The sequence below is a fragment of the Acidovorax sp. GW835-FHT14G06 genome, assembly GCF_058793595.1.
The window spans coordinates 187,917-212,312 of record NZ_JBXAGA010000003.1; the positions used below are offsets into that span (position 1 = coordinate 187,917).

A 24,396-nucleotide genomic window follows, 5' to 3' on the forward strand; every position below is an offset into this window, starting at 1 on the left:
CCATGAGCATCAACCAGACCCAGATCGCCCAGCAGGTGGTGGAATCCATCCTTGCGCAAAAACTCTCGCCCGGCGAGCGCCTGGGCGAGCAGGAGCTGGCCGATCTGTTTGGCGTGAGCCGCACCCTGGTGCGCGAAGCCCTCATGCAGTTGCAGGCACGGGGCTTTGTGGAAGTACGCTCGCGCCGTGGCTGGTACGTGGTGGAGCCCTCGGTGGAGGATGCGCGCGACGCGTTTTCGGCCCGGCGCATCATCGAATCAGGCATCCTTGCCGACGCAGGCCGTCCGCTGCAAACCGTGACCCGCCGCCTGCGGGCGCACATTGCCGATGAGCAGCAGGCCATCGAAGGCGCCGATGCCGCCACACGCGCCTTTTTGCTCGCAGACTTCCACGTCTGCCTGGCCGAGGCGATGGGACACCGCAGCCTGAGCGACATCCTGCGCGACCTCACGGCGCGCACTACCCTGGCCGCCTCGCTGTACCAGTCGCAACACGCGGCCAGCCAATCCTGCGCCGAACATGCCGCCATCGTCGAAGCGCTGGAGGCTGGCAACACCACGCTGGCCCGCGAACGCATGCTGGCCCACATCGGGCAGGTGGAGGGCGCCCTGAACCCCGGCCAGCCCCTCGTGCGCGACCGGCTGCGTGAATCCCTGGCTCCGCTGACGGGCCAACGCACCAAGGCTGCATCCATAGACCTGGGCTAGGCCAAACCACACACCCCGCACATCTAGGTCCCCAAAGTTTCCCGACGGCCTTCGTTGAAGGCGGTCGGTCGATTCACTGCGCCGTCTTCTAAGGGTTTACCGGGATAAGCGCGCCCGGTCATTTTGTATACGATTTTTGTATGGACACCTGTGCACCATCTGGCACAGGTATTCATTCCGTATCCACACCCACAACCCCCGAAGGACACCCATGAACCCGCCCGTACACCCCGTGGACGAACACCTACCCCTGGGGCGACTCACGGCGCTGGGCCTGCAGCATGTGCTGGTGATGTATGCGGGTGCCGTGGCAGTGCCCCTCATCGTGGGCCGCGCGCTCAACCTCACGCCCGACCAGGTGGCCAAGCTGATCTCGGCCGACCTGTTTGTTTGCGGGCTGGTCACGCTGATCCAGGCGCTGGGCGCCTCGTGCTGGTTTGGCATTCAGCTGCCCGTGATGATGGGGGTGACCTTCGCATCGGTGGCGCCCATGATCTCGATGGCGCAGACCACGGGCGGCACGGCCGGGGCCGGGCTGATCTTTGGTTCGGTGATCGGTGCTGGCGTGATTTCCATCCTGATCGCTCCGCTGGTGAGCCGCATGCTCCGTTTCTTCCCGCCCGTGGTGACCGGCACCATCATTGCGGTCATCGGCATCAGCCTGATGCGCGTGGGCATCAACTGGATCTTTGGCAACCCGGTGGGTCCCACGGCGCCCAGTGTGCCCAACCCCGAGCACCTCAAGTGGCTGGCCGATGCACAAGCCGCTGCCGGAGCCCCCGGCTCGTCACTGTCGCCGGTGCCCAAGGGCTTTGCGGTGGTACCCACAGTACCCAACCCGAAATACGCGGACCTGACCGGCGTAGGCATCTCGGGCCTGGTGCTGCTGTCCATCCTGCTGATTGCCAAGTTCGCCAAGGGCTTCATTGCCAACATCTCGGTGCTGCTGGGCATCGTCATTGGCGCGGTGGTGGCCGTGGCGCTGGGCATGATGAACTTCGACAAGGTGGCCAAGGCGCAGTGGTTTGACCTGGTGCTGCCGTTCGAGATTGCCGGCCCCGTGTTCGACCCCATCCTGATCCTGACCATGACCCTGGTGATGATCGTGGTGATGATCGAATCCACCGGCATGTTCCTGGCCCTGGGCGAGATGACCGACCGCAAGGTGGACCAGGCAGCCCTCACGCGCGGCCTGCGCACCGATGGCCTGGGCACGCTGCTGGGCGGCATCTTCAACACCTTTCCGTACACCAGCTTTTCGCAGAACGTGGGACTGGTCGCCGTCACCGGCGTCAAGAGCCGCTTCGTGTGCGTGGCGGGCGGCGTGATCCTGATCGTACTGGGCGTGCTGCCCAAGATGGCCGCGCTGGTCGAGTCCCTGCCCACCATGGTACTGGGCGGCGCGGGGCTGGTGATGTTCGGCATGGTGGCGGCCACGGGCATCCGCATCCTGGGCGGGGTGGACTTCAAGACCAACCGCTTCAACGCCATGATCGTGGCCGTATCCATCGGCGTGGGCATGGTGCCGCTGATAGCGCCCAGCTTCCGCCAGTGGATGCCGCATGCCATCCACCCGCTGATCGAATCCGGTATCCTCCTGGCCTCGATCACGGCGGTAGCCCTGAACGTTTTCTTCAATGGCGCCAGCCGCGACACCTCCGCCGCTGTCAACGCCGCACGCCAGGCCGACGCCCACTAGCATCCCGCCTGCCCGCTGCCGAAAACCTGCCACCGCCCGCGTGGCCCCGCCCCCTGTCCGCCATGGCTGCCAGGGGGTTTTGGCTTCATGCTGCATACGCATAAACCTGCATGTCCGCCGCCCACGCCATCGGGTACCCTTGTTTTTGCTTTCCGCCCAGGACTTCCAGGATTTCCGCATGACACAGAACATTTCCGCCGCCGAACAGGCCCTGCGCGACGCTGCGCGCGAATACCACCGCAACCCCACCCGGGGCAAGATTTCGGTCACCCCCACCAAGCCGTTGTCCAACCAGCGCGACCTGTCGCTGGCCTACTCGCCGGGCGTGGCCTACCCGTGCCTGGACATCGCGGCCGACCCCTCCAAGGCGTTTGACTACACCTCGCGCGGCAACCTGGTCGCGGTGATCACCAACGGCACGGCGGTGCTGGGCCTGGGTGACATCGGCCCGCTGGCCAGCAAGCCGGTGATGGAAGGCAAGGGCTGCCTGTTCAAGAAGTTTGCGGGCGTCGATGTGTTCGACATCGAACTGGCCGAGCGCGACCCCGACAAGCTCATCGAGATCATCGCCAGCCTGGAGCCCACGCTGGGCGGCATCAACCTCGAAGACATCAAGGCGCCCGAGTGCTTCTACATCGAGCGCGAACTCAGCAAGCGCATGAACATCCCGGTGTTCCATGACGACCAGCACGGCACGGCCATCATCAGCAGCGCGGCGCTGCTCAACGGCCTGGAGCTGGTGGGCAAGCAGATCGACCAGGTGAAGATCGCTGTGTCGGGCGCGGGCGCTGCGGCCATTGCCTGCCTGAATGTGATGGTGGGCCTGGGCGTGAAGCGCGAGAACGTCTTTGTGTGCGACTCCAAGGGCGTGATCTACGAAGGCCGCCCCGGTGGCTACGACGAATCGAAGGCCGCCTACGCGCAGAAGACCGACGCCCGCACGCTGGCCGATGCGGTCAACGGCGCCGACGTGTTCCTGGGCTGCTCGGCCCCCGGCGTGCTCACGGCCGAGATGGTCAAGACCATGGGCCCCAAGCCCATCATCCTGGCCCTGGCCAACCCCGAGCCCGAGATCCGCCCCGAACTCGCCAAGGCCATTCGCCCGGACTGCATCATCGCCACGGGCCGCTCGGACTACCCGAACCAGGTCAACAACGTCCTGTGCTTCCCGTACATCTTCCGCGGCGCGCTGGACTGCGGCGCCACCAAGATCACCGAGGCCATGAAGCTGGCATGCGTGCGCCAGATCGCCGACCTGGCCAAGGCCGATATCAGCGAAGAAGTGGCCAGCGCCTATGCCGGCAAAGAGCTGACCTTTGGCCCCGACTACCTGATCCCCACGCCGTTCGACTCGCGCCTGATCCTCAAGATCGCGCCTGCCGTGGCCAAGGCCGCTGCCGAATCGGGCGTGGCCACGCGCCCCATCGAAGACATGGAGGCCTACAAGGAGACGCTGTCGCGCTTTGTCTACCAGACCGGCATGCTGATGCGCCCCGTGATCAACGCGGCCAAGGCCCTGCCCGATGCACAAAAGCGCGTGGCCTACGCCGACGGTGAAGACGAACGCGCCCTGCGCGCCGCGCAGATGGCCATCGACGACAAGATCGCCACGCCCATCCTCATCGGCCGCCCCGCCGTGATTGCCGCGCGCATCGCCAAGGCCGGTCTGCGCATGCAGCTGGGTAAGGATGTGGAGGTGTGCAACCCCGAGGACGACCCGCGCTTCCGACAGTACTGGGAGCACTACCACCAGCTCATGAAGCGCAACGGCGCCTCGCCCGAAGTGGCCAAGGCCGCCGTGCGCCGCTCCAACACCATCATCGCCTCGCTGATGGTCAAGCTGGGCGACGCCGACGCCATGATCTGCGGCCTGGTGGGCACCTACGAAACGCACCTGGAACGCATCCACAGCATCATCGGCCGCCAGGAAGGCGCCAACAACTACGCGGCGCTGAACGCGCTGATGACCAGCCGGGGCACGCTGTTCATCGCAGACACCTACGTCAACGAAGACCCCACGGCCCAGCAGCTGGCCGACATCGCCTGGATGTCGGTGCAGGAGGTGCAACGCTTTGGCATCCCGCCCAAGGTCGCTTTCCTGTCGCACTCCAGCTATGGCTCGTCCAAGCGTGCATCGGCCCGCAAGATGCGCGAGGCTCGCGACCTGTTCGTGGCCGCCCACCCCGAGATCGAGTGTGATGGCGAGCTGCACGGCGATGCCGCGCTGGAGCCAAACATCCGCAACGCCTACATGGCGGACTCGACCCTGACGGACTCGGCCAACCTGCTGATCTGCCCCAACCTGGATGCAGCCAACATCCTCTACAACGTGCTCAAGACGACCACCAGCGGTGGCGTCACGGTGGGCCCCATCCTGATGGGCGCCGCTGCCACGGCCTACATCCTGACCCCGGCCGCCACCGTGCGCCGGGTGCTCAACATGACGGCCCTGGCCGTGGCCAGCGCTGCTGCCCGGCCACGCTGAGCGCGCTGTGCTGCGCTGGCTGTGAGCAGGCCATGCGCAGCCCAGACCACACACCGTTTCAACGGGGCCCTCGGGCCCCGTTTTTCATGGGCGCGACAGCCCCCCGCACGGTGAGCGCACCATTTCGGGAAACCCAGCATGTTGGCATGCACCACTTCGGTGAACAATGGGGCACGGCAAAACCCCCGCATGCGCAAACCGGGCATCGTTTTTGCTGACTGCTGGTACATGGCCCTGGTTGGGGCCGATACCTTCCCTCACCGCATTTCCCCTCGCCCGACAGGAGCCCCCGATGAAAAAAAGACTGTTCATGCAAACCGCCGCCGCCCTGGCCCTGATCGGCAGCACCTCGCTGGCCCAGGCGCAGGCCACCACGCCCATCAAGTTCCAGCTCGACTGGCGTTTTGAAGGCCCCGCCGCATTGTTCCTGCAGCCCGTGGCCAAGGGTTACTTCAAGGCCGCAGGCCTGGATGTGGCGGTGGATGCAGGCAACGGCTCGGGCGGCGCGGTGCAACGCGTGGCCTCGGGCACGTACGACATGGGCTTTGCCGACCTGGCCGCCGTGATGGAATTCCACGCCAACAACCCCGACGCGCAGAACAAGCCCGTGGCGGTGATGGTGGTCTACAACAACACGCCCGCTTCGGTCATGGCCCTGAAGAAGAGCGGCATCACCAAGCCCGCCGACCTGGCTGGCAAGAAGCTGGGCGCCCCCGTGTTTGACGCAGGCCGCCGCGCGTTCCCCATCTTCCAGAAGGCCAACGGCATTGGCGCCGTGACCTGGACCGCCATGGACCCCCCGCTGCGTGAAACCATGCTGGTGCGCGGTGATGTCGACGCCATCACCGGCTTCACCTTCACCTCGCTGCTCAACCTGGAAGCGCGCGGCGCCAAGGCCGCCGACGTGGTGGTGCTGCCCTACGCAGACTTTGGCGTGAAGCTTTACGGCAACGTGATCATTGCGAGCCCCAAGCTCATCAAGGAGAACCCAGCCGCCATCAAGGCCTTCCTGTCAGCGTTTACCAAGGGCGCCAAGGAAGTCATCGCCAACCCTGCAGCCGCCATCGAATACGTGAAGGCGCGCGACGGCATCGTGAACGTGCCGCTCGAAACCCGTCGCCTGCAGCTGGCCATCGACACGGTGATCAACAGCCCCGACGCCCGGGCCGAAGGCTTCGGCCAACTCAAGCCCGGCCGCCTCTCGCTGATGGCGTCACAAGTCTCGGATGCGTTCAACACCAAGACCCGCGTGAACGCCGACGATGTGTGGAACGCCAGCTTTTTGCCCAGCGCAGCCGAGCTGAACATCCTGCCGAAGAAGTGACACCCCCTGAGTCGCTTCGCGCCTTCCCCCTCTCTCGACTCGCTGCGCGAGTCGGGTGGGGGACGCCCCGGTGCACGCCAGCGAAGCGCCGCCTACGCGGCATGGCAGCCCTTGCACGGGGGCGCTGGCCTGGGCCGCGCCCAGCATCCACCTCGGTGCACCAACACTACTCACTACGGACCTCTGATGCAGGCTGCTGATTCCTACTTTGTGGACTTCCGCGACGTCTGGCTCGCCTACAACGACGAGCTGCGCGCCAAGAACCAGTTTGCGGTCGAAGCCATCGACCTGCAGGTACGCCAGGGCGAATTCATCGCTATCGTCGGCCCCTCGGGCTGCGGCAAGTCCACGTTCATGAAGCTGGCCACGGGTTTGAAGATGCCCTCCATGGGCAAGATCCTCATCGACGGGCAGCCGGTGACGGGGCCACTCAAGGTCTCGGGCATGGCCTTCCAGGCGCCTTCGCTGCTGCCCTGGCGCACCACGGTGGACAACGTGCTGCTGCCGCTCGAAATCGTCGAGCCCTACCGCAGCAACTTCAAGCAAAAGCGCAAGGAATACGAAGAACGCGCCCGCAAACTGCTGCAAAAGGTGGGACTGGCGGGCTATGAGGACAAGTTCCCGTGGCAGCTGTCGGGCGGCATGCAGCAGCGCGCCAGCATCTGCCGCGCGCTGATCCACGAGCCCAAGATGCTGCTGCTGGACGAGCCCTTTGGCGCGCTCGACGCGTTCACGCGCGAGGAGCTGTGGTGCATCCTTCGCGACCTGTGGACCGAGCAGAAATTCAACGTGATCCTGGTCACACACGACCTGCGCGAGTCGGTCTTTCTGGCCGATACGGTGTATGTGATGAGCAAGAGCCCCGGCCGGTTTGTGGTGCGCAAGGAGATCGAGCTGCCGCGCCCGCGCGACCTGGAGATCACCTACACCAAGGAATTCACCGACATCGTGCACGAGCTGCGCGGCCACATTGGCGCCCTGCGTAAGGCTGGCGCGCCCATCCAGCAATAAACAAGGCGAGTCATGCACAAGAAAACCGTGGAGCGCTGGTCCCCCTGGATCCTGCTCGTCGCCATCATCCTGCTGTGGCAGATCGTCTGCTCGGCCTTCAGCGTCCCTGAATACCTTTTCCCCAGCCCCTGGGTCATTGCTACGCAACTGGTCGAGTTCAGCGGCGTAATTGCTGCCCACGCCTGGCGCACCTACTGGGTGACCATGGCGGGGTTTGGCATTGCCATCGTGGTCGGCGTGCTGCTGGGTTTTGTGATCGGCTCCTCTCGCCTGGCCTATGCCGCCGTGTACCCGCTGATGACGGCCTTCAACGCACTGCCCAAGGCCGCCTTTGTGCCCATCCTCGTGGTGTGGTTCGGCATTGGCGTGGGGCCTGCCATCCTCACGGCGTTTCTCATCAGCTTCTTCCCCATCATGGTCAACATCGCCACAGGCCTCGCCACGCTGGAGCCCGAGCTGGAAGACGTGCTGCGCGTGCTGGGCGCCAAGCGCTGGGACGTGCTGACCAAGGTAGGCCTGCCGCGCTCCATGCCGTACTTCTACGGCTCGCTCAAGGTCGCCATCACCCTGGCCTTTGTCGGTACCACGGTGTCGGAGATGACCGCTGCGAATGAAGGCATTGGCTACCTGCTGATCAGCGCAGGCTCGTCCATGCAGATGGGCCTGGCCTTTGCGGGCCTGATGGTGGTGGGTGCGATGGCCATGGTGATGTACGAGCTGTTCAGCTGGATCGAAAAGCGCACCACCGGCTGGGCGCACCGGGGCTCGCAAGGCGAATGAGTTTGCACGGGCGGGTGTGAACAAATCAGCACAAATGCCGCCCAGCGCTTTTCCATAAAGCGCCAGCAGCTACGTTTTTGGGAGCAAATAGAACCACCCACGGTGTTAGAGCAGCGCCGCCGCTATACTTCGCGCCCCGTTGCACCGCAGGATCGCCTGGCATGCGCTTGACCGCATTTTTCCACCCGCTAGCCGCCCTTGCCACCGTGTCCTTGCTGGCAGCCCTGGCCCTGGCCGCATGTGGTGGCACCACGCCCACCCGGCCCGACGCGGGCGCGCAGCCCCCTCTTTCCCCCTCCGCTCCCCCCATCCGCATCGGCATCGCCCTGGGCGGCGGCGCTGCCAAGGGTTTTGCACACATCGGCGTGATCAAGATGCTGGAAGCCAATGGCTTTGCGCCCGCCGTGATCTCTGGCACCAGTGCGGGCAGCGTGGTGGGTGCGCTGTATGCCAGCGGCATGAATGCGTTTGAGATGCAGGAAAAAGCTGTGGCGCTGGACGAAGCCAAGATCCGCGACCTGCAACTCTCGTCCGGCGGGCTGGTGCTGGGCCAGAAGCTCGAAGACTATGTGAACGAGCAGGTGCGCCGCAAGCCACTGGAGCAGATGGCCAAGCCCTTCGCAGTGGTGGCGACGCGCCTCGAAGACGGCGAGCGCACCGTGTTCGCACGCGGCAACGCGGGGCAGGCGGTGCGTGCATCGAGCAGCGTGCCCGGCGTGTTCCAGCCCGTCACCATCGGTAAATACCATTTTGTGGACGGCGGCATCGTGAGCCCCGTGCCGGTGGATGCGGCACGCCAGCTGGGCGCCGATATCGTGATTGCCGTGGACATCTCCAACAAGGCCCGGGGCCAGACGCCTGGCAACATGCTGGGCGCGCTCAACCAGTCGATTGCCATCATGGGCCAGAAGCTGGGCCAGGCGGAGCTGGCGCGGGCCGATGTGATCATCCGCCCGCAGGTGCTGGACATTGGCGCCGCCGACTTCAGCCAGCGCGCCAATGCCATTGTGGAAGGCGAAAAGGCCGCCCTGGCCGTGATGCCGCAGATCCGCGAGCGTGTGGCCCAGCTGCAGTCCGAGCGCAGCAAGGCGGCGGCGCAGGCCCAGCAGAAGGCGGCCGAGGTGCAGTACCAGGCCTGCCTGGACAACCGTAGCCGGCTCCAGAAGCTGGCGGGCCTGGCCAAACTGGACGACTCCTGCCCGGCGCCCAAGTAGCGCAGCAGACAAACGATTCAGGCGCAGTGCCCTTCAGGTAAAGTCAACTGCGCCCCCGGCCTGCCAGCACATCCCGACACCGACTTCACGCCCCACTGTCCGCCCCACCCATGTCTTCGCCTTTCTCCGCCGTCAAACCCAGCGCCAAGCTCTCCGACCAGGTGGCCAGCGCGCTGGAGGCCGAGATTCGTGCGGGCCGCATCCAGGCGGCCGACAAGCTGCCCACCGAAGCTGTGCTGGCGCAGCAGTTCCAGGTCAGCCGCACGGTGGTGCGCGAGGCGATCTCGCGCCTCAAGTCGCTGGGGCTGGTGGACTCGCGGCAGGGCAGCGGCGTGTATGTGCTTGCGCCTGGCATCGAGCCGCTGCAGTTCGATGTGCCCCTCGCGGCATCGCGCGAGGCCGTGATGCAGATCGTGGAGGTGCGCCGCGCGCTCGAATCCGAAGTGGCCGAACTCGCGGCCTTGCGGCGCAGCGACGACGACCTCGCCGCCATCCGTAAGGCCATGCAACAGATTGCCAGCGCCGTACGCGATGGCCGCGACGGGGTGGAAGAAGACGTGCTGTTCCACCGCGCCATCGCCCAGGCATCGGGCAACCCGTTCATGATCAGTACGCTGGACTATCTGGCTCAGTTCCTCAAAGGCGCCACCCGCGTGACCCGCGCCAACGAGGCGCGGCGCACCGACTTTGCCGACGCCGTAACCCACGAGCACACGCAGATCGTGCGGGCCATCGAGGCGGGTGACCCGGTGGCCGCACGCAAGGCGGCGGCACAGCACATGAAGAACGCGCTGGCCCGCATCGAGCAAGCCGACCTCACGTTCTGGGCCCAGGACGGCGCCCGTCTTGCGCAGCCGCTGGTGGCGGCATCGGCACCGCTGGTGTTCTGAGCTATATCCGAGAGCCAGTTTGAGGACGGGGCTTGAACAAGCCCTGACTCGGACCTGGCACATCTCTGCGTGGGGATTGCGCGATGGCGGCAGATGGGGTCGCCACCCAGTGCACAGCTGATTTGCTATCTATTTGATAGCTATCGACGCAATTTCCACTGGCGCTTCAGCCCAAAAATCGTCAAAACTGCATCACAGCCCGTGCCCACATCTCGCCAGACGCGGGTTAACCCGTACCAGCGAAGCATCGGATAATTTGTATGATAACCATATAAACACACCAACCGAGGTGCATTTCAGGCCTCGCCCGAAACGCTGCATGGGCCCATCCCATTGCGCTGCTGCCCCTTCCCTCCCGGAGATATCCCGCACATGTCCACCCTCGCACTTCTCGGCATCGGCGCCGGCAGCATTGGCCTGCTCCTGCTGCTCATCATCCGCTGGCAGGTCCACGCCTTCGTGGCGATGATGCTGGTGAGCTTTCTGGTGGCGTTTGCCACGGGCATGCCGATTGGCGACATCATCAGCACGCTGATTGCAGGCATGGGCGGCACGCTGGGCTCGGTGGCCATCCTGGTGGCGCTGGGTTCCATGCTGGGGCGCATGATCGAGGTCTCGGGCGGCGCGGCCAGCCTGGCCAACCGCTTCACGCAGCTGCTGGGGCCCACACGGGTGCCCATGGCACTCACCGCCGCAGCGCTGGTGTTGGCCATCCCGGTGTTCTTTGACGTAGGCTTCATCATCCTGGTGCCCATCGTCTACGGCTTTTGCAAGGCGGCGGGCGTCAATCCCATCAAGTTCGGCCTGCCTGTGGCGGGCATCATGCTGGCCGCACACGTGGTGGTGCCACCGCACCCTGGAATCGTCGGTGGCGCAGCCATCGTCAAGGGCGATATTGGCTGGATCACCATCATCGGCCTGGCCATCTGCATTCCGCTGGCGGCCCTGTCGCAGTATGTGTCGGGTTGGCTCAATCGCAAGGGCTACCCCATGCTGCCCACCACGGCAGAGCAGTTTGCCGCTTTTGGCAACAGCGAAGATAGCAAGGCCAGCAAGGCGGTTAAGGCGCCGAGCGTCGGCACCATCATGGCGCTGATCATCATTCCCCTGGCCCTCATCATGGCGGGCACCACCGGCGCCACGCTGCTGCCCAAGGGCGATAACCTGCGCAACGTGCTGGGCTTCATCGGCTCGCCCATCTTTGCGCTGATGGTGGCCGTGGGCCTGGCCATGTTCCTGCTGGGCCGCAACCAGGGCTGGAACCGCGAGCGTACCAACGCCATCATGGAATCCGCCCTGCCCCCTGCTGCCACCGTGATCCTGGTGACCGGTGCGGGTGGCGTGTTTGCAAAGGTGCTCACCGCCAGCGGCATTGGCGCGGCGCTGTCGCAAAGCCTCACGGCCACGCACCTGCCGCTCATCCTGCTGGCGTTCATCATCTCGCTGGCCCTGCGCGCTGCCCAGGGCTCGGCCACCGTGGCCATCATCACCACCTGCGGCCTGCTGGCCGATGCGATGGCGGGTGGCGGGTATTCCCCCTTGCAAGTGGCGCTGCTCACGGTTGCCATTGGCTTTGGCAGCCTGGGCCTGTCGCACGTCAACGATTCGGGCTTCTGGATCGTGACCCGCTACCTGGGCCTGAGCGTGGGCGATGGTCTGCGCACCTGGACGGTGCTGACCACCGTGCTGGGTCTGGCGGGCTTTGCCCTCACGGCCCTGCTATGGGTGCTGGTGGCCTGAGCCCCCTTTTCTTGAATTTCTTTGTTCTGAATTTCTTTGAAGGACTGACAACATGACAAAACCCACCGTCGGCATCATCGGCCTCGGCGCCATGGGCGCTGGCATTGCCAAAACCTTGCGCAACAACGGCTTCGCCATCCACGTGTGTGACGTGCGCCCCGGCGTGGCCGACGCCTTCGTGGCAGAAGGCGGTACAGCCCACGCCACCACTGCGTCGCTGGCGGCGGTGAGTGATGTGGTGGTGTCGGTGGTGGTCAACGCAGCGCAAACCGAAAGCGTGCTGTTCGGTGACGATGGCAAAAGCGGTGCGGCCGCCACCATGCGCCCCGGCAGCACCTTTGTGATGTGCTCCACCGTGGACCCCAACTGGTCCGTAGCGCTGGAAGCCCGCCTGAACGCCTTGGGCCTGCACTATGTGGACGCGCCCATCTCCGGCGGCGCAGCCAAGGCCGCATCGGGCCAGATGACCATGATGACCTCGGCCAAGCCCGAAGCCTATGCCGCTGCGGGCACCGTGCTCGACGGCATGGCCGGAAAGGTGTACCGCCTGGGTGACAAGGCGGGCGCAGGCAGCAAGGTCAAGATCATCAACCAGCTGCTGGCCGGTGTGCACATTGCCGTGGCCGCCGAAGCCATGGCGCTGGGCCTGCGCGAAGGCGTGGACGCCAGCGCCTTGTATGAAGTGATCACGAACAGCGCGGGCAACAGCTGGATGTTTGAAAACCGCATGGCCCATGTGCTGGCGGGCGACTACACACCGCTGTCGGCCGTCGATATCTTTGTGAAGGACCTGGGCCTGGTGCTGGACACCGCACGTGCCAGCAAATTCCCCCTGCCACTGGCCGCCACGGCGCACCAGATGTTCATGCAGGCATCCACCGCAGGCTTTGCCAAGGAAGATGACAGCGCCGTGATCAAGATCTTCCCCGGCATCACGCTCCCCGAAGCCAAGGAGAAAAAGGCATGACACGCGCACGAGCCCTGCTGGGCTGCATTGCCGACGACTTCACCGGCGCGACCGACCTGGCCAACAACCTGGTGCGCGCAGGCATGCGCGTGGTGCAGGCCATGGGCGTGCCCACGGCTCCGCTCGATACCGAGGCCGATGCGATCGTGGTCGCACTCAAGTCGCGCACCATCCCCAAGGACGAAGCGATTGCCCAGTCGCTAGCGGCGCTACAGTGGCTGCAAGCGCAGGGCGCGGAGCAGATCTACTTCAAATACTGCTCCACCTTTGACAGCACGGCCGAAGGCAACATCGGCCCCGTGACCGATGCGCTGATGCAGGCGCTGGGCACCGACTTCACCATCGCCACGCCTGCCTTCCCCGACAACAAGCGCACCGTGTTCAAGGGCTACCTGTTTGTGGGCGATGTTCTGCTGAACGAGAGCGGCATGCAAAACCACCCGCTCACGCCCATGACCGACCCCAACCTGGTGCGCGTGCTGCAGGCGCAAACACCCAGCCGCGTGGGCCTGATCGACCACAGCGTGGTCGCACAGGGCGAGGCCGCCATCCGCGCGCGCATCGACCAACTGAAGGCCGAGGGCGTGCGCATGGCCGTGGTGGATGCGGTGTCGAACGCCGACCTGCTGCGCCTGGGCCCTGCCCTCAAGGGCATGCCGCTGGTCACAGCGGGCTCGGGCGTGGCCATTGGCCTGCCGGGCAACTTTGGCGTGGCCCCCAGCAACGAGGCCGCACGCCTGCCTGCGGCGCAAGGGCTGCAGGCCATCGTGTCGGGCAGCTGCTCGGTGGCGACCAACCAGCAGGTGATGGATTTCATCAAGGCGGGCAAACCCGCTCTGGCCATCGACCCGCTGCGCATCGCGGCAGGCGTGGACGTGGCCGCCGAAGCGCTGGCCTGGGCTGAGGGCCACATTGGCCAAGGCCCGGTGCTGGTGTATTCCACCGCCGAGCCATCGGCCGTGCGTGCCATCCAGGGCAAGCTGGGCTCCGAGAAAGCCGGGGCAATGGTGGAGGAAACCATTGCCGCCATTGCACGCGGCCTGGTGCAGCGCGGTGTGCGCCAGCTCATCGTGGCGGGAGGCGAAACCTCCGGCGCCTGCGTGCAGGCCCTGGGCATCACGCAAATGCGCATTGGCGCGCAGATCGACCCTGGCGTGCCGTGGTGCCACGCAGTGGCCCCGGACGCCAAGGACGGGCTGCACATCACGCTCAAGTCGGGCAATTTTGGCAGCACCGACTTTTTCACCAAGGCTTTTGCACAATTGTTGGCATGACCTCTACCCCCGCCTTCATGGATGAGCCCCAAGCCCGCGACGAGATCTGCCGCGTGGGCCGCAGCCTGTTTGAGCGGGGCTATGTGCACGCCACCGCAGGCAATATCAGCGTGCGCTTGGCCGACGGTTACCTCATCACCCCCACCGATGCCTGCCTGGGCACGCTGCAGCCCGAGCGGCTGGCGCGCCTGGACGCGCAAGGCCAGCAGGTGGCGGGCGACCGGGCCAGCAAGACCATTGCGCTGCACCGGCAGATTTACGAGGCCTCGGCATCGACAGCAGCCCCTGCGCACTGCGTAATCCACACGCACAGCACACACCTGGTGGCTTGCTCGCTGCAAGCCGACACAGCTGCAGGCGGACAGTTGATGTCCGATGCGCAATTGCTACCGCCCATCACGCCCTACTTCGTCATGAAGGTGGGCCGCGTGCCGCACATACCCTACCACCGCCCCGGTGATGCCGCAGCTGCAATGCTGGTGGCGCAGACCATCACCCGCTATGCCGCACAGGGCAGCCCTGTGCGCGCCGTGATGCTGGCGCGCCTGGGGCCCAACGTGTGGCACGACACGCCTGCCGCCGCCATGGCCGTGCTGGAAGAGCTGGAAGAAACCGCGCGTCTGTGGATGCTGTGCCAACCCCGCCCCACGCCGCTGACCGAGCCCCAGATCGAGGAGCTGCGCCAGAGCTTTGGTGCCCACTGGTAACGGGCGGGCTGTGCCCATGGCGCGGGGACGAAAGAACACACACAAGGAGACAAACCATGACCCTATCTTTCTGGCGCAAAGCCTTTGCTCCCATGCTGCTGGGCGTGCTGGCCACGGGCGGTGCATCGGCTGCGGACTACCCCGCCCCCCAGCATGGCGAGTGGGTCGTCAAGGATTTCCGCTTTCACACCGGCCAGACCCTGCCCGAACTCAAGCTGGCCTACTCCACCGTGGGTAATCCCACAGGCGAGCCGGTACTGGTGCTGCATGGCACCAATGGCTCGGCAGAGAGCATGCTCTCCCCCGGCTTTGCAGGCACGCTGTTTGGCCCCGGCCAGCCGCTGGATGCACGCAAGTACTTCATCATCCTGCCGGACGCCATCGGCACCGGCCGCTCCAGCAAGCCGTCGGACGGCCTGCGCGCTGCGTTTCCGGCCTACAACTATGACGACATGGTGCAGGCCCAGTACCACCTGCTGACAGAGCACCTGGGCGTGCGTCATGTGCGCGCCATCATCGGCAACTCCATGGGCGGCATGCACACCTGGGTGTGGGCCCAGCGCCACCCCGATTTCATGGACGTTGCCGTGCCCATGGCCTCGCTGCCCGCCGCCATGTCAGGCCGCAACTGGATGATGCGCCGCCTGCTGGTCGATGCCATCCGCAACGACCCCGAATGGCAGGGTGGCAATTACACCCGCCAGCCCCGCAGCCTGCAGTTTGCGTCGGTGTTCTTTGGCACCGGCACCAACGGGGGCAACCAGGGCTTGCAAAAGCTGGCCCCCAATCGCGCTGCGGCCGATGCGCTGGTGGAGCAACGCCTCAAAGCCCCTTTCCGTGGCGATGCCAACGACCACATCTACCAATGGGAGGCCTCGCGCGACTACGACCCCGAGCCCGGGCTGGAACGCATTACTGCGCGCGTGCTGGCCATCAACTCGGCCGACGATGAGCGCAACCCGCCCGAACTGGGCGTGCTGGAAAAAGCCATCGCCCGCATCTCGCACGCACAGGCCTACGTGATCCCTGCCAGCGCCGACACCCTCGGCCACAGCACGGTGGGCCTGGCGCGCTTTTACCAAGACCGGCTGGCGCAGGTGCTCACCAACGCACCGCGCCGCTGACCCATATTTTTCAGGAAGCCTTTTTTCATGCCCCGCTTTGCCGCCAACCTGTCCATGCTCTACAACGACGTGGACTTTCTCGACCGCTTTGCCGCCGCTGCCCGCGATGGCTTCCAGGCGGTGGAGTACCTTTTCCCCTACGCCTACCCTGCGCAAGAACTGGCCACAAGCCTGCAAGCCAACGGTCTGCAGCAGGTGTTGTTCAACGCCCCGCCTGGCAACTGGGACGCGGGTGAGCGCGGGCTGGCCTGCCTGCCCGGGCGCGAGGACGAGTTCCGCGAAGGCATTGCCAAAGCCATCGAATACGCCCAGGCGCTGCAGTGCCCCCGCATCCACGTGATGGCCGGGCTGGTGCCCCAGGGTGCAGACGCGGCCACCGTGCGCGCCACCTACATCGCCAACGTGCGCCACGCCGCCGAGCAGGCTGCACCGCACGGCATCCAGATCCTGCTGGAGCCCATCAATGGCCGCGACATGCCCGGCTTCTTCCTGAGCCGCCAGGACCAGGCCCACGCGCTGATCGCCGAGATCGGCGCCGCCAACGCGCGCGTGCAGATGGACCTGTACCACTGCCAGATCGTGGAAGGCGACCTGGCCATGAAGGTGCGCCAGTACTTGCCCACAGGCAACGTCGGCCACTTCCAGATTGCCGGTGTGCCCGAGCGGCACGAGCCCGATGTGGGCGAGGTCAACTACACCTACCTGTTCAAGCTGCTGGACCAGTTGGGCTACGACGGCTGGATTGGCTGCGAATACCGCCCGGCACGCGGCGCGGCGCCCCATGCCACATCCGACGGGCTGGGCTGGCTCAAGCCCTGGCTGTAAACAGCACCGCCCGTTCCCCTTTCAATACGCCTTGAAGTTGGCCGCCACCCGCTGGGCCAGGTAGTCACCTGCCGCAATGGCTGGGTACTTCTTTTCCGGCCCCTCGATGATGGCGTCGCGGTTGGCCTGGGCAAAGAAGGCGATGCTGTAGCGCGGCCCCATGTACTCACCGGGCAGAGGGTTTTTCACACGGTGGAAGTTGCTGGGTAGTTGGTCGTCGCTCCAGCGCATCAGCATGTCGCCGATATTGCAGGTGATGGCCTGCTCGTCGGGCTCCACCGAGGTCCAGGCCTGGGTGTCCATTTCCTTGCCCGGGCACACCTGCAGGCCGCCCTGGCCCTGGCGCTGAAAGAGCAGGGTCAGGCAATCAAAGTCGGTATGCGCCCCGGCGCGCCACAGGCCCAGGCTGGCTTGTTGCTCGGGCGGGGTCGCAAAGTAGTGCAGCAGGCGCAAGGTGCTTTGGTAGCTGGCCTGCGCAGGGTCGTGCGCACGGGCAAAGAAGGCCTCGTCAAACCCCAGCTTCCACGCAAAACACGACAGCACCTGCATTGCCACCTGCCAGCACTGGCTCTCAAAGCCCAGCATGGTGGCCTGAAAGCCCGCCAGTTCCTCGTCTGTGGGCCACAGGCCTGCCATGTGCGGGCGGGTGATCTGGTACGACTCCTTCTGGTCCGGCGTGCCGGTGGAGGGACGCACCTGCGCACGGCTCTCCCAGCCCACGTTGAGCGCCTTCTTGAGCGGGTACTGCGCCTTCACGGCATCGGGCAGCGCAAAGAAGCGCTCGGTCATCGCAAAGGCGTTGTGCACCTCGGCCAGGTCAATGCCGTGGTTCACGATCTGGAAGAAGCCGACATCGACTGCGGCGTCCCACAACTGGTTGGCAATCTCCGTCTTGCGCTGAGCAAAGTGGCTGAGGTCGATGCGGCGGATCTCGCGGCTCGCGGTTTCCGAGCCCATCGCGCCCATGCGCGTTTCTCTTTGCAGCTCGGCGAGGTCGTAGGTGGCAGTGGTGGTCATGCAGTTCTCCTGAAGACAAGTGGAAGGAAGAAAGGCCCTCCCGCTGGGTGCTTCAAGAGCGTTTGGTACCGCCTGCTGCGGCCGGCCGTTCAACCCTTGAAGCCACGGTGTGCAAGTGCACACCGCTGCGCGCGCAGCGGGCTTCAAGAGCAATTTCCGACTGGCATCGCCTCGTGCAGGATTGCACAGAGGGCAACGCAGTGAACGCTTCTACTCTTGCCAACGGTGATGCAAGAAGAGTGCCCACAACGCCTTGCCTGCGTGCCCCACGTTGACAGTTCGCTTGTGCATAGCACAGCCAAAAGCCATGCATACATGTCACTGATTGTGATTGGCATGCCAAATGCATAGCACAGCCCATGACAGCGGCGGGCTTGCAGACAGCCCGGCGTTGCACAACGAAGAAGCACCCCACCACAACCTCGACGGAGACACCCCATGCACGCGCTCATGTCTGTACCCCCCGCCAGTTTTGACGACCCGACACCCGTCAACGACACCGACGGCACCTACCTGCGCCAGGCGATTGCCTGGTCGTGTACCGCCCGCGCGCGCGGCAACCGCCCGTTTGGCGCGGTGGTCATCAGTGCCGAAGGGCGCCTGCTGGCCGAGGCCTACTGCAACACCACCGAGACCGGCGACTGCACCGGCCACGCCGAGACCAATGTCGTGCGGCAGCTCAGCCCGCGCGTGGGCCGCGATGTCCTAGCCAAGGCCACACTGTACTCGTCGGCCGAACCCTGTGTGATGTGTGCGGGCGCCATCTTCTGGTCCGGCATCGGGCGCGTGGTGTTTGGCATTGATGCCGAACGCCTGCGTGTGTTCCGGGGCGAGCGCGCCGAGCAGCGCGACGCCGAGCTGTCGTGCCGCGACGTGTTTGCCGCCTCGCCCCACACCATCGAATGCATCGGCCCTGCGCTGGTCGATGAAGCCAGCGCGCCCCATATCGGGTTCTGGAAGGTTTGAACTGCTCCTGCGCGGGCAGAATCTGCGGCGCACACTCTGCAACCCACCATGCCTCGCACCAAAGTCATGACCGAATCCGAAGCCGAAGCCGCCTCTGGCGCGCTGCTCAGCCGCGCCAAACAGGGCCGCGAACGCATCCTGGGCGCCATCCGCGAAGCGGCCATTGCCGAGTTCAGCCGCCATGGTTTCAAGGGGGCATCCACCAAGGCCATTGCCGAGCGCGCGGGACTGACCAAGCCCCAGCTGCATTACTACATCAGCAGCAAGGAAGAGTTGTATGAAGAACTGCTGTACTCGGTGCTCAACGGCTGGTCTGGCGCCTTCATTTTCGACAGCAACAGCGACGATCCCAAGAAGGTGTTGAGCAGCTACGTGCGCAAGAAGCTCGACTACGCGCTGGACAACCCGGGCCTGTCGCGCATCTTCACCACCGAGGTGCTGGGCGGCGGGCGCAACCTGGGCAAGTACTGGCCGGTGGCCGTCAAGTCCACCCAGCAGAAGGTGGACCTCATCAACCGATGGATTGCCGAAGGCCGCATGCGCAAGGTGGACGCCAAAGTGCTGCTGATGCAGATCTGGGGCATGACGCAGCACTACGCCGACTACGGCGTGCAGGTGCACATCATGCTGGGCCTGGCGCCCGACGAGCCCATCGACCGCGAGCCCATCGTGCGCGAACTCACCAGCTTTGTGCTGCTGGGCTGCGGCCTCGCACCAGACTAAGGCCCCCTGCCCATTTTTGGGCGCCCCTCTGCTGCCGAGCGTCCTATGGAGGGCAATTTGCACCAGCACGCGGCGTCAAAAGCCCCTTTCAGGCCGCGTTGATCCACCACAAAGACGTTTGACCGCTTTTTGTGGCTGGCACAGCCTTTGCAATAGTTTGACCAATCGATCAAATCACATGGTCAAACAATGCAGACAGCCCCTGACACCGCCAGCAGTACCTGCGCCACCCGCACAGAACACGCATTCGAGCTGATCCTGCAGCGCAGCCAGATGCGCTTGCCCGTCGCCCCCGGCGAGAGCATGGCCGATGTGCTGCAGCTCGCTGGCGTACCGCTGGAAACCCTGTGCGAGCAGGGCGTGTGCGGCACCTGCGTGACCCGCTGGCTGGACGGCGAGCCCGACCACCGCGACAGCTGCCTGAGCGCTGCAGAGCAAGCCACCCACGTCGCCGTGTGCTGCGCGCGCAGCCACAGCGCCACGCTCACGCTGGACCTGTAGGCCCATCCCCCACAACCCGAAGGACCCCCGCCATGCGCATCCTCGTGATCTATTGCCACCCGGTAGAGACCAGCTACAACGCAGCCCTGCACACCGAGGTGGTGCAGCAGCTGCGCGGCGCGGGCCATGAGGTGGACGACTGCGACCTGTACGCCGAGGGCTTCAACCCCGTGATGACACGCGAAGAGCGCCTGGGCTACCACGAGGTGCCCAACAACCAGTTGCCCGTGCAGGGCTATGTGGACCGCCTGCTCTGGGCCGAAGCCGTGGTCTTCTGCTTTCCCACCTGGTGCTTTGGCATGCCGGCGATGCTCAAGGGATTTTTCGACCGCGTGCTCATGCCCGGCGTGGCCTTTGACATCAGCGATCCGCACAACGTCAAGCCCTCGCTCACGCACATCAAGCGCATCTCGGCCGTGGTCACTTACGGGCGCCCCCGCTGGACGGCCCTGTTCATGGGCGACCCGCCGCGCAAGTCCATCACCCGCTACATGCGCCTGCTCACGGGCGGCAAGGCGCGGGTGGACTACCACGCCTACTACCACATGAACGTGGCCACACCGCCCCGGCTGGCGGCCTTCAAGGCCCGCGTGGGCCAGGCGATGGCGCGCTTTGCATAAGACAACGTTCTAAGGGCCACGGCATGCACGCATCCAACACCCCCGACCACATCCTGCGCGCCCGGTTGCCGCGCTGGCTGCTGCCCTCCGCGTGGCCGCAGCAGGGCCACCAGCCCGCACTGGCCGATCTGCGCCTGGCCCAGGGCCGCATCGTGCAAGTGCTGCCCCACGGCACCCAGCCTGCGCTACACGGCGCTGTGTGGGACGTGGCAGGCGCGCTGGTGCTGCCCGGCCTGGTCGATGCCCACACCCACCTGGACAAGGCCTTCACCCTGCCGCGAATGAGAGAAGTCAAACCCGGCCTGCTGGGCGCCATCGAGGCCATGATGGTGGATCGCCAAAGCTGGACCGAAGCCGACATCCAGGCCCGCGCCAGCCGCGCGCTGCAATGGGCCTACGACGCAGGCACCGTCCACCTGCGCACCCACTGCGACTGGTGGGAGCCCGACGCGCAGCCGCTGGCCTGGAACGTGTTGCACGCACTGGCCCACGACTGGGCCGACCGCATCACGCTGGAGCGCGTGAGCCTGATCCCCTTGCATCTGTACACGGACCGCAGCGCCGCCCTGCGGCTGGCGGCCACCGTGGCTGCGAGCGGCCCTGGCGCCTTGCTGGGCGGCTTTGTGCACTCTACCAACTGGGACCCGCAGGCGCTGCGCCACCTGTTGGAAGCCGCACAACACCATGGCCTGAACGTGGACCTGCATGTGGACGAAGAACTGCACCCCGGCGCCCAGGGCTTGGCGACCACCGCCGCACTGCTCAAAGAACTGCGCTTTGAAGGCCATGTGGTCTGCGGCCACACCTGCGCGCTGGCCGCACAGGACGAGGCCACGGCCCTGGCCACGCTCGACGCGGTGGCACAAAGCCCGATCACGCTGGTCACGCTGCCCATCACCAACCTGCTGCTGCAGGATGCCACCACCGGCCGCACACCGCGCCAGCGTGGCCTGACGCTGGTGAAGGAGGCCCGTGCACGTGGCATCCCGGTGCTGGTCGCCAGCGACAACGTGCAAGACCCGTTCTGCCCCGTGGGCAGCTTTGACCCGCTGGAAGCCCTGGCCACGGGCGTTCTGGCTGCGCAGCTGGATGCACCTTTCGACCAATGGAGCGAATCGCTGTGCCGTACCGACTGGCTGCGCACCGGCCGCACTGGCACAACTGCGCTGCCCCTGCAGCCCGGCGCGGTGGCTGACCTGCTGGTTTTCACCCAGGCCGACCACTGGGGCTTTCCATCGCGAACACAAGGCGCGCAGGGCCGCGTGGTGCTGCGCCAGGGCCGCGTCGCCAGCGGCCATGCACCGGCTGCCTGGCATGTGCCCACCACCCAAACCGCAAGGAGCCTCGCATGAGCCCCACATCTGCGCCCGTACCTGCGCCAGGTATCGCCCAGCCCCTGGCCCGCTACGCCGCGTGGCGCCGCGCAGGCGACTTCATCTACCTGAGCGGGATCATTGCCGTGGACCCTGCCGCCAGCCGCATTGTGCGCGGCTACGACGACATCCCGCATGAGGCCGCCACGCTGATTGGCCGCACGGGCGAGTTCAGCAGCGACATCAAGGAGGGCCCCATCCTCGCGCAGAGCTGGTATGTGCTCGACCGCATCCGCCAGACCATCGAGGCCGCAGGCGGCCAGATGTCCGACGTGTTCAAGCTGGTGCAGTACTTCAAGAACCTGGACCACTTCCCGCAGTACAGCCGCGTGCGCAAGCTGTTCTTCCCCGGCGAGCCCCCCGCCTCCACCGTAGTGGAAGTGAGCGGCATGTTGCCCACGCCCGACATCCTGATCGAGGTCGAAGCGACCGCCTACCTGCCCCAGCGCTGAGCCACCCCCAACACCCTCACGAAAGTCTTTCATGCTGCACGGCTACAACCCGCCCCACCGTTACCTGCCCTACCTGAGCTGGACCGAGATCGCTGACCTGCCAGACAAGGAGAACACCGTCATCGTGCTGCCCACGGGCGCCACCGAGCAGCATGGCCCGCACCTGCCTTGCGCGGTGGACACGGTGATCAGCGCGGGTGTGGTGGGCCATGCGCTGGCCCGCCTGCCGGCCGATGTGCCCGCGTTCGCGATGGCGCCGATCACCTACGGCAAGTCCGAAGAGCACCTGCACTTCCCCGGCACCGTCACGCTGAGCGGCGAGACCCTGCTGGCCACCATGAACGAGGTGGGCGAGTCGGTGTACCGCGCGGGTTTTCGCAAGCTGCTGTTCGTCAACGGCCACGGCGGCCAGCCGCAGGTGATGGAGATGTGCGCACGCGAGCTGCGCCTGCGCCATGGCGACTTCATCGTGGTGCCCAGCTTCACTTGGCGTGTGCCGCATGTGGCGGGCAAGTACCTGTCCGACACCGAAAAGAAACTGGCCATGCACGCAGGCCACGCCGAGACGGCGCTGATGCTGGCACTGGCCCCCGACACCGTGCATATGGAGCGCGCAGTAGTCAACTACCCGCCCGTTTTTGACTCGCCCCTGCTCTCGCCCGATGGCCGCCCCGCCTGCGCCTGGAGCGCACGCGACTTTGGCCCCAGCGGAATCATTGGCGACCCGCTGCCCGCCACGGCGGAGCAGGGCCACGCCATCCTCGACTCGCTGGCCGTGAGCTGGGCCGCAGCCATTACCGAGCTGCACAAGCTGCAGTGGGCACCGCGCGCTGAGCCCACCTGGGGCCGCGCCCATCACACCGGCCACGTGGAGCACTCCAGCGCACTGGCCTGAAACCTGCGAACGCCACCGCAAAACCTTTTCGCCTTCCCCTTCGTTGTCCCTTCGTTCCACCTCCACCACCCTACCGGAGTACCACCATGATGAAGACCGCCTCCCGCCTTTCCAAATTGGGTGCAGCCGCGCTGCTCGCTGTTGGTGCCATCGGCACCATGCAGGCCCACGCGCAGGAAAAGTTCACCTACATGACCAACTGGTACGCGCAGGCCGAGCATGGCGGCTTCTACCAGGCGGTGGCTACGGGCCTGTACAAAAAGTACGGGCTGGATGTGACCATCAAGATGGGCGGCCCGCAGGTCAACATCGTGCAGATGATGGCCGCCGGCCAGGCCGAATGCGTGATGGGGTCGAGCGACCTGCAGATGATCCAGATGCGTGAAGGCGGCGTGCCCGTGGTCAATGTGGCGGCCGTGTTCCAGAAAGACCCGCAGGTGCTCATCGCCCACGAGGACGTGAAGAAATTCGAAGACCTCAAGGGCAAGACCATCCTGATCGCCTCGTCGGCCCAGCGCGGCTACTGGCCCTGGCTCAAGGCCAAGTACGGCTTCACGGATTCGCAGACCCGCCCCTACACCTTCAACATCCAGCCCTTCGTCGCCGACAAGAACGCCGCCCAGCAGGGCTACCTGACGTCCGAGCCGTTTGCGATTGCCAAGGCGGGCGTCAAGGCCAACACGCTGATGTTCAGCGACCAAGGCTACCCCGCCTACGCCACCACCATCTCGTGCATGGAAAAGACGGTGAAGGACCGCAGCGCCGCCGTGGCCTCGTTCGTGAAGGCATCGATGGAAGGCTGGAAGAGCTACCTGGCCGACCCCGCCCCCGCCAACGCGCTGATCAAGAAGGACAACCCCAACATGACCGACGAGCAGCTCGCCTACAGCGTGGCCAAGCTCAAGGAAATGGGCATGGCCACGGGCGGCGATGCCACCACCATGGGCATCGGCATCATGACCGACGCGCGCGCCAAGGCCAGCTACGACTTCCTGGTGGAGGCCAAGCTCATCGACCCCTCCAAGGTGAAGCTGGCCGAGACCTACACCACGTCGTTCGTCAAAGACCTCAAGGTTCTTCCTTGATCCCCCCTGAGTCGCTT

The 24,396-nt window shown here is 65.5% G+C and carries 23 protein-coding genes; 22 read left to right on the top strand and 1 reads right to left on the bottom strand.

Annotated features, from left to right (window positions below):
* Positions 1 to 2 precede the first annotated feature (2 nt).
* The 14 genes from AC1Q64_RS05975 (at position 3) to otnI (ending at position 16,747) form a co-directional block, all read left to right on the top strand.
* Complete coding sequence (locus AC1Q64_RS05975) at positions 3 to 707, top strand: GntR family transcriptional regulator (RefSeq protein WP_492250751.1); 705 nt, start codon at positions 3 to 5, stop codon at positions 705 to 707.
* Between the two features lie 211 nt (positions 708 to 918).
* Positions 919 to 2,406: a nucleobase:cation symporter-2 family protein gene (locus AC1Q64_RS05980; protein WP_492250752.1), complete on the top strand. Its 1,488-nt coding sequence runs from the start codon at positions 919 to 921 to the stop codon at positions 2,404 to 2,406.
* 178 nt (positions 2,407 to 2,584) lie between these two features.
* Positions 2,585 to 4,891: an NADP-dependent malic enzyme gene (locus tag AC1Q64_RS05985; protein WP_492250753.1), complete on the top strand. Its 2,307-nt coding sequence runs from the start codon at positions 2,585 to 2,587 to the stop codon at positions 4,889 to 4,891.
* A 292-nt stretch (positions 4,892 to 5,183) separates the two neighbouring features.
* A complete protein-coding gene (locus tag AC1Q64_RS05990) occupies positions 5,184 to 6,215 on the top strand; it encodes an ABC transporter substrate-binding protein (protein WP_492250754.1) in 1,032 nt (343 codons plus the stop codon).
* 186 nt (positions 6,216 to 6,401) lie between these two features.
* Positions 6,402 to 7,226 carry an ABC transporter ATP-binding protein gene (locus AC1Q64_RS05995; RefSeq protein ID WP_291438769.1) on the top strand — a complete coding sequence of 275 codons (825 nt, stop codon included), beginning with the start codon at positions 6,402 to 6,404 and terminating at the stop codon, positions 7,224 to 7,226.
* A gap of 12 nt (positions 7,227 to 7,238) precedes the next feature.
* The gene (locus AC1Q64_RS06000) at positions 7,239 to 8,006 is read left to right on the top strand and encodes an ABC transporter permease (protein ID WP_063462470.1); all 768 of its coding nucleotides are present in this window, start codon (positions 7,239 to 7,241) and stop codon (positions 8,004 to 8,006) included.
* Positions 8,007 to 8,167: 161 nt separating this feature from the next.
* Positions 8,168 to 9,220, top strand: a complete 1,053-nt coding sequence (locus AC1Q64_RS06005) for a patatin-like phospholipase family protein (RefSeq protein ID WP_291438776.1) — start codon at positions 8,168 to 8,170, stop codon at positions 9,218 to 9,220.
* A 110-nt stretch (positions 9,221 to 9,330) separates the two neighbouring features.
* Complete coding sequence (locus AC1Q64_RS06010; RefSeq protein WP_492250755.1) at positions 9,331 to 10,110, top strand: FadR/GntR family transcriptional regulator; 780 nt, start codon at positions 9,331 to 9,333, stop codon at positions 10,108 to 10,110.
* Positions 10,111 to 10,482: 372 nt separating this feature from the next.
* A complete protein-coding gene (locus AC1Q64_RS06015) occupies positions 10,483 to 11,850 on the top strand; it encodes a GntP family transporter (protein ID WP_492250756.1) in 1,368 nt (455 codons plus the stop codon).
* 52 nt (positions 11,851 to 11,902) lie between these two features.
* A complete protein-coding gene (ltnD, locus tag AC1Q64_RS06020) occupies positions 11,903 to 12,817 on the top strand; it encodes an L-threonate dehydrogenase (protein ID WP_492250757.1) in 915 nt (304 codons plus the stop codon).
* Entirely contained in the window at positions 12,814 to 14,091 is a 1,278-nt protein-coding gene (gene otnK / locus AC1Q64_RS06025) for a 3-oxo-tetronate kinase (RefSeq protein WP_492250758.1), read from the top strand. Before ltnD ends, otnK begins: the two co-directional genes overlap by 4 nt.
* A gap of 17 nt (positions 14,092 to 14,108) precedes the next feature.
* A complete protein-coding gene (locus tag AC1Q64_RS06030) occupies positions 14,109 to 14,798 on the top strand; it encodes a class II aldolase/adducin family protein (protein ID WP_492250899.1) in 690 nt (229 codons plus the stop codon).
* 56 nt (positions 14,799 to 14,854) lie between these two features.
* On the top strand, positions 14,855 to 15,922 hold the full coding sequence (locus AC1Q64_RS06035) for an alpha/beta fold hydrolase (RefSeq protein WP_291435597.1): 1,068 nt from the start codon (positions 14,855 to 14,857) through the stop codon (positions 15,920 to 15,922).
* A gap of 27 nt (positions 15,923 to 15,949) precedes the next feature.
* Positions 15,950 to 16,747 carry a 2-oxo-tetronate isomerase gene (gene otnI / locus AC1Q64_RS06040; RefSeq protein ID WP_492250759.1) on the top strand — a complete coding sequence of 266 codons (798 nt, stop codon included), beginning with the start codon at positions 15,950 to 15,952 and terminating at the stop codon, positions 16,745 to 16,747.
* A 21-nt stretch (positions 16,748 to 16,768) separates the two neighbouring features.
* On the opposite strand, the gene AC1Q64_RS06045 is transcribed toward otnI, so the two are convergent.
* On the bottom strand, positions 16,769 to 17,764 hold the full coding sequence (locus AC1Q64_RS06045) for an isopenicillin N synthase family dioxygenase (RefSeq protein ID WP_492250760.1): 996 nt from the start codon (positions 17,762 to 17,764) through the stop codon (positions 16,769 to 16,771).
* A gap of 450 nt (positions 17,765 to 18,214) precedes the next feature.
* Here AC1Q64_RS06045 and AC1Q64_RS06050 point away from each other — a divergent pair, with 450 nt between their 5' ends.
* The 8 genes from AC1Q64_RS06050 (at position 18,215) to AC1Q64_RS06085 (ending at position 24,379) form a co-directional block, all read left to right on the top strand.
* Entirely contained in the window at positions 18,215 to 18,730 is a 516-nt protein-coding gene (locus AC1Q64_RS06050; RefSeq protein ID WP_492250900.1) for a nucleoside deaminase, read from the top strand.
* A 66-nt stretch (positions 18,731 to 18,796) separates the two neighbouring features.
* Complete coding sequence (locus AC1Q64_RS06055) at positions 18,797 to 19,453, top strand: TetR/AcrR family transcriptional regulator (protein WP_056747723.1); 657 nt, start codon at positions 18,797 to 18,799, stop codon at positions 19,451 to 19,453.
* A 189-nt stretch (positions 19,454 to 19,642) separates the two neighbouring features.
* Entirely contained in the window at positions 19,643 to 19,954 is a 312-nt protein-coding gene (locus tag AC1Q64_RS06060; RefSeq protein ID WP_395456080.1) for a 2Fe-2S iron-sulfur cluster-binding protein, read from the top strand.
* Positions 19,955 to 19,986: 32 nt separating this feature from the next.
* Complete coding sequence (locus AC1Q64_RS06065) at positions 19,987 to 20,574, top strand: NAD(P)H-dependent oxidoreductase (RefSeq protein ID WP_476498422.1); 588 nt, start codon at positions 19,987 to 19,989, stop codon at positions 20,572 to 20,574.
* 23 nt (positions 20,575 to 20,597) lie between these two features.
* Complete coding sequence (locus AC1Q64_RS06070) at positions 20,598 to 21,926, top strand: amidohydrolase family protein (protein ID WP_492250761.1); 1,329 nt, start codon at positions 20,598 to 20,600, stop codon at positions 21,924 to 21,926.
* Positions 21,923 to 22,399 carry a RidA family protein gene (locus AC1Q64_RS06075; protein ID WP_056060685.1) on the top strand — a complete coding sequence of 159 codons (477 nt, stop codon included), beginning with the start codon at positions 21,923 to 21,925 and terminating at the stop codon, positions 22,397 to 22,399. Before AC1Q64_RS06070 ends, AC1Q64_RS06075 begins: the two co-directional genes overlap by 4 nt.
* Before the next feature lie 31 nt (positions 22,400 to 22,430).
* Positions 22,431 to 23,294 (top strand): creatininase family protein, encoded by an 864-nt coding sequence (locus tag AC1Q64_RS06080; RefSeq protein WP_492250762.1) that lies wholly within the window; start codon positions 22,431 to 22,433, stop codon positions 23,292 to 23,294.
* 86 nt (positions 23,295 to 23,380) lie between these two features.
* Entirely contained in the window at positions 23,381 to 24,379 is a 999-nt protein-coding gene (locus tag AC1Q64_RS06085) for an ABC transporter substrate-binding protein (protein ID WP_492250763.1), read from the top strand.
* Positions 24,380 to 24,396 lie beyond the last annotated feature (17 nt).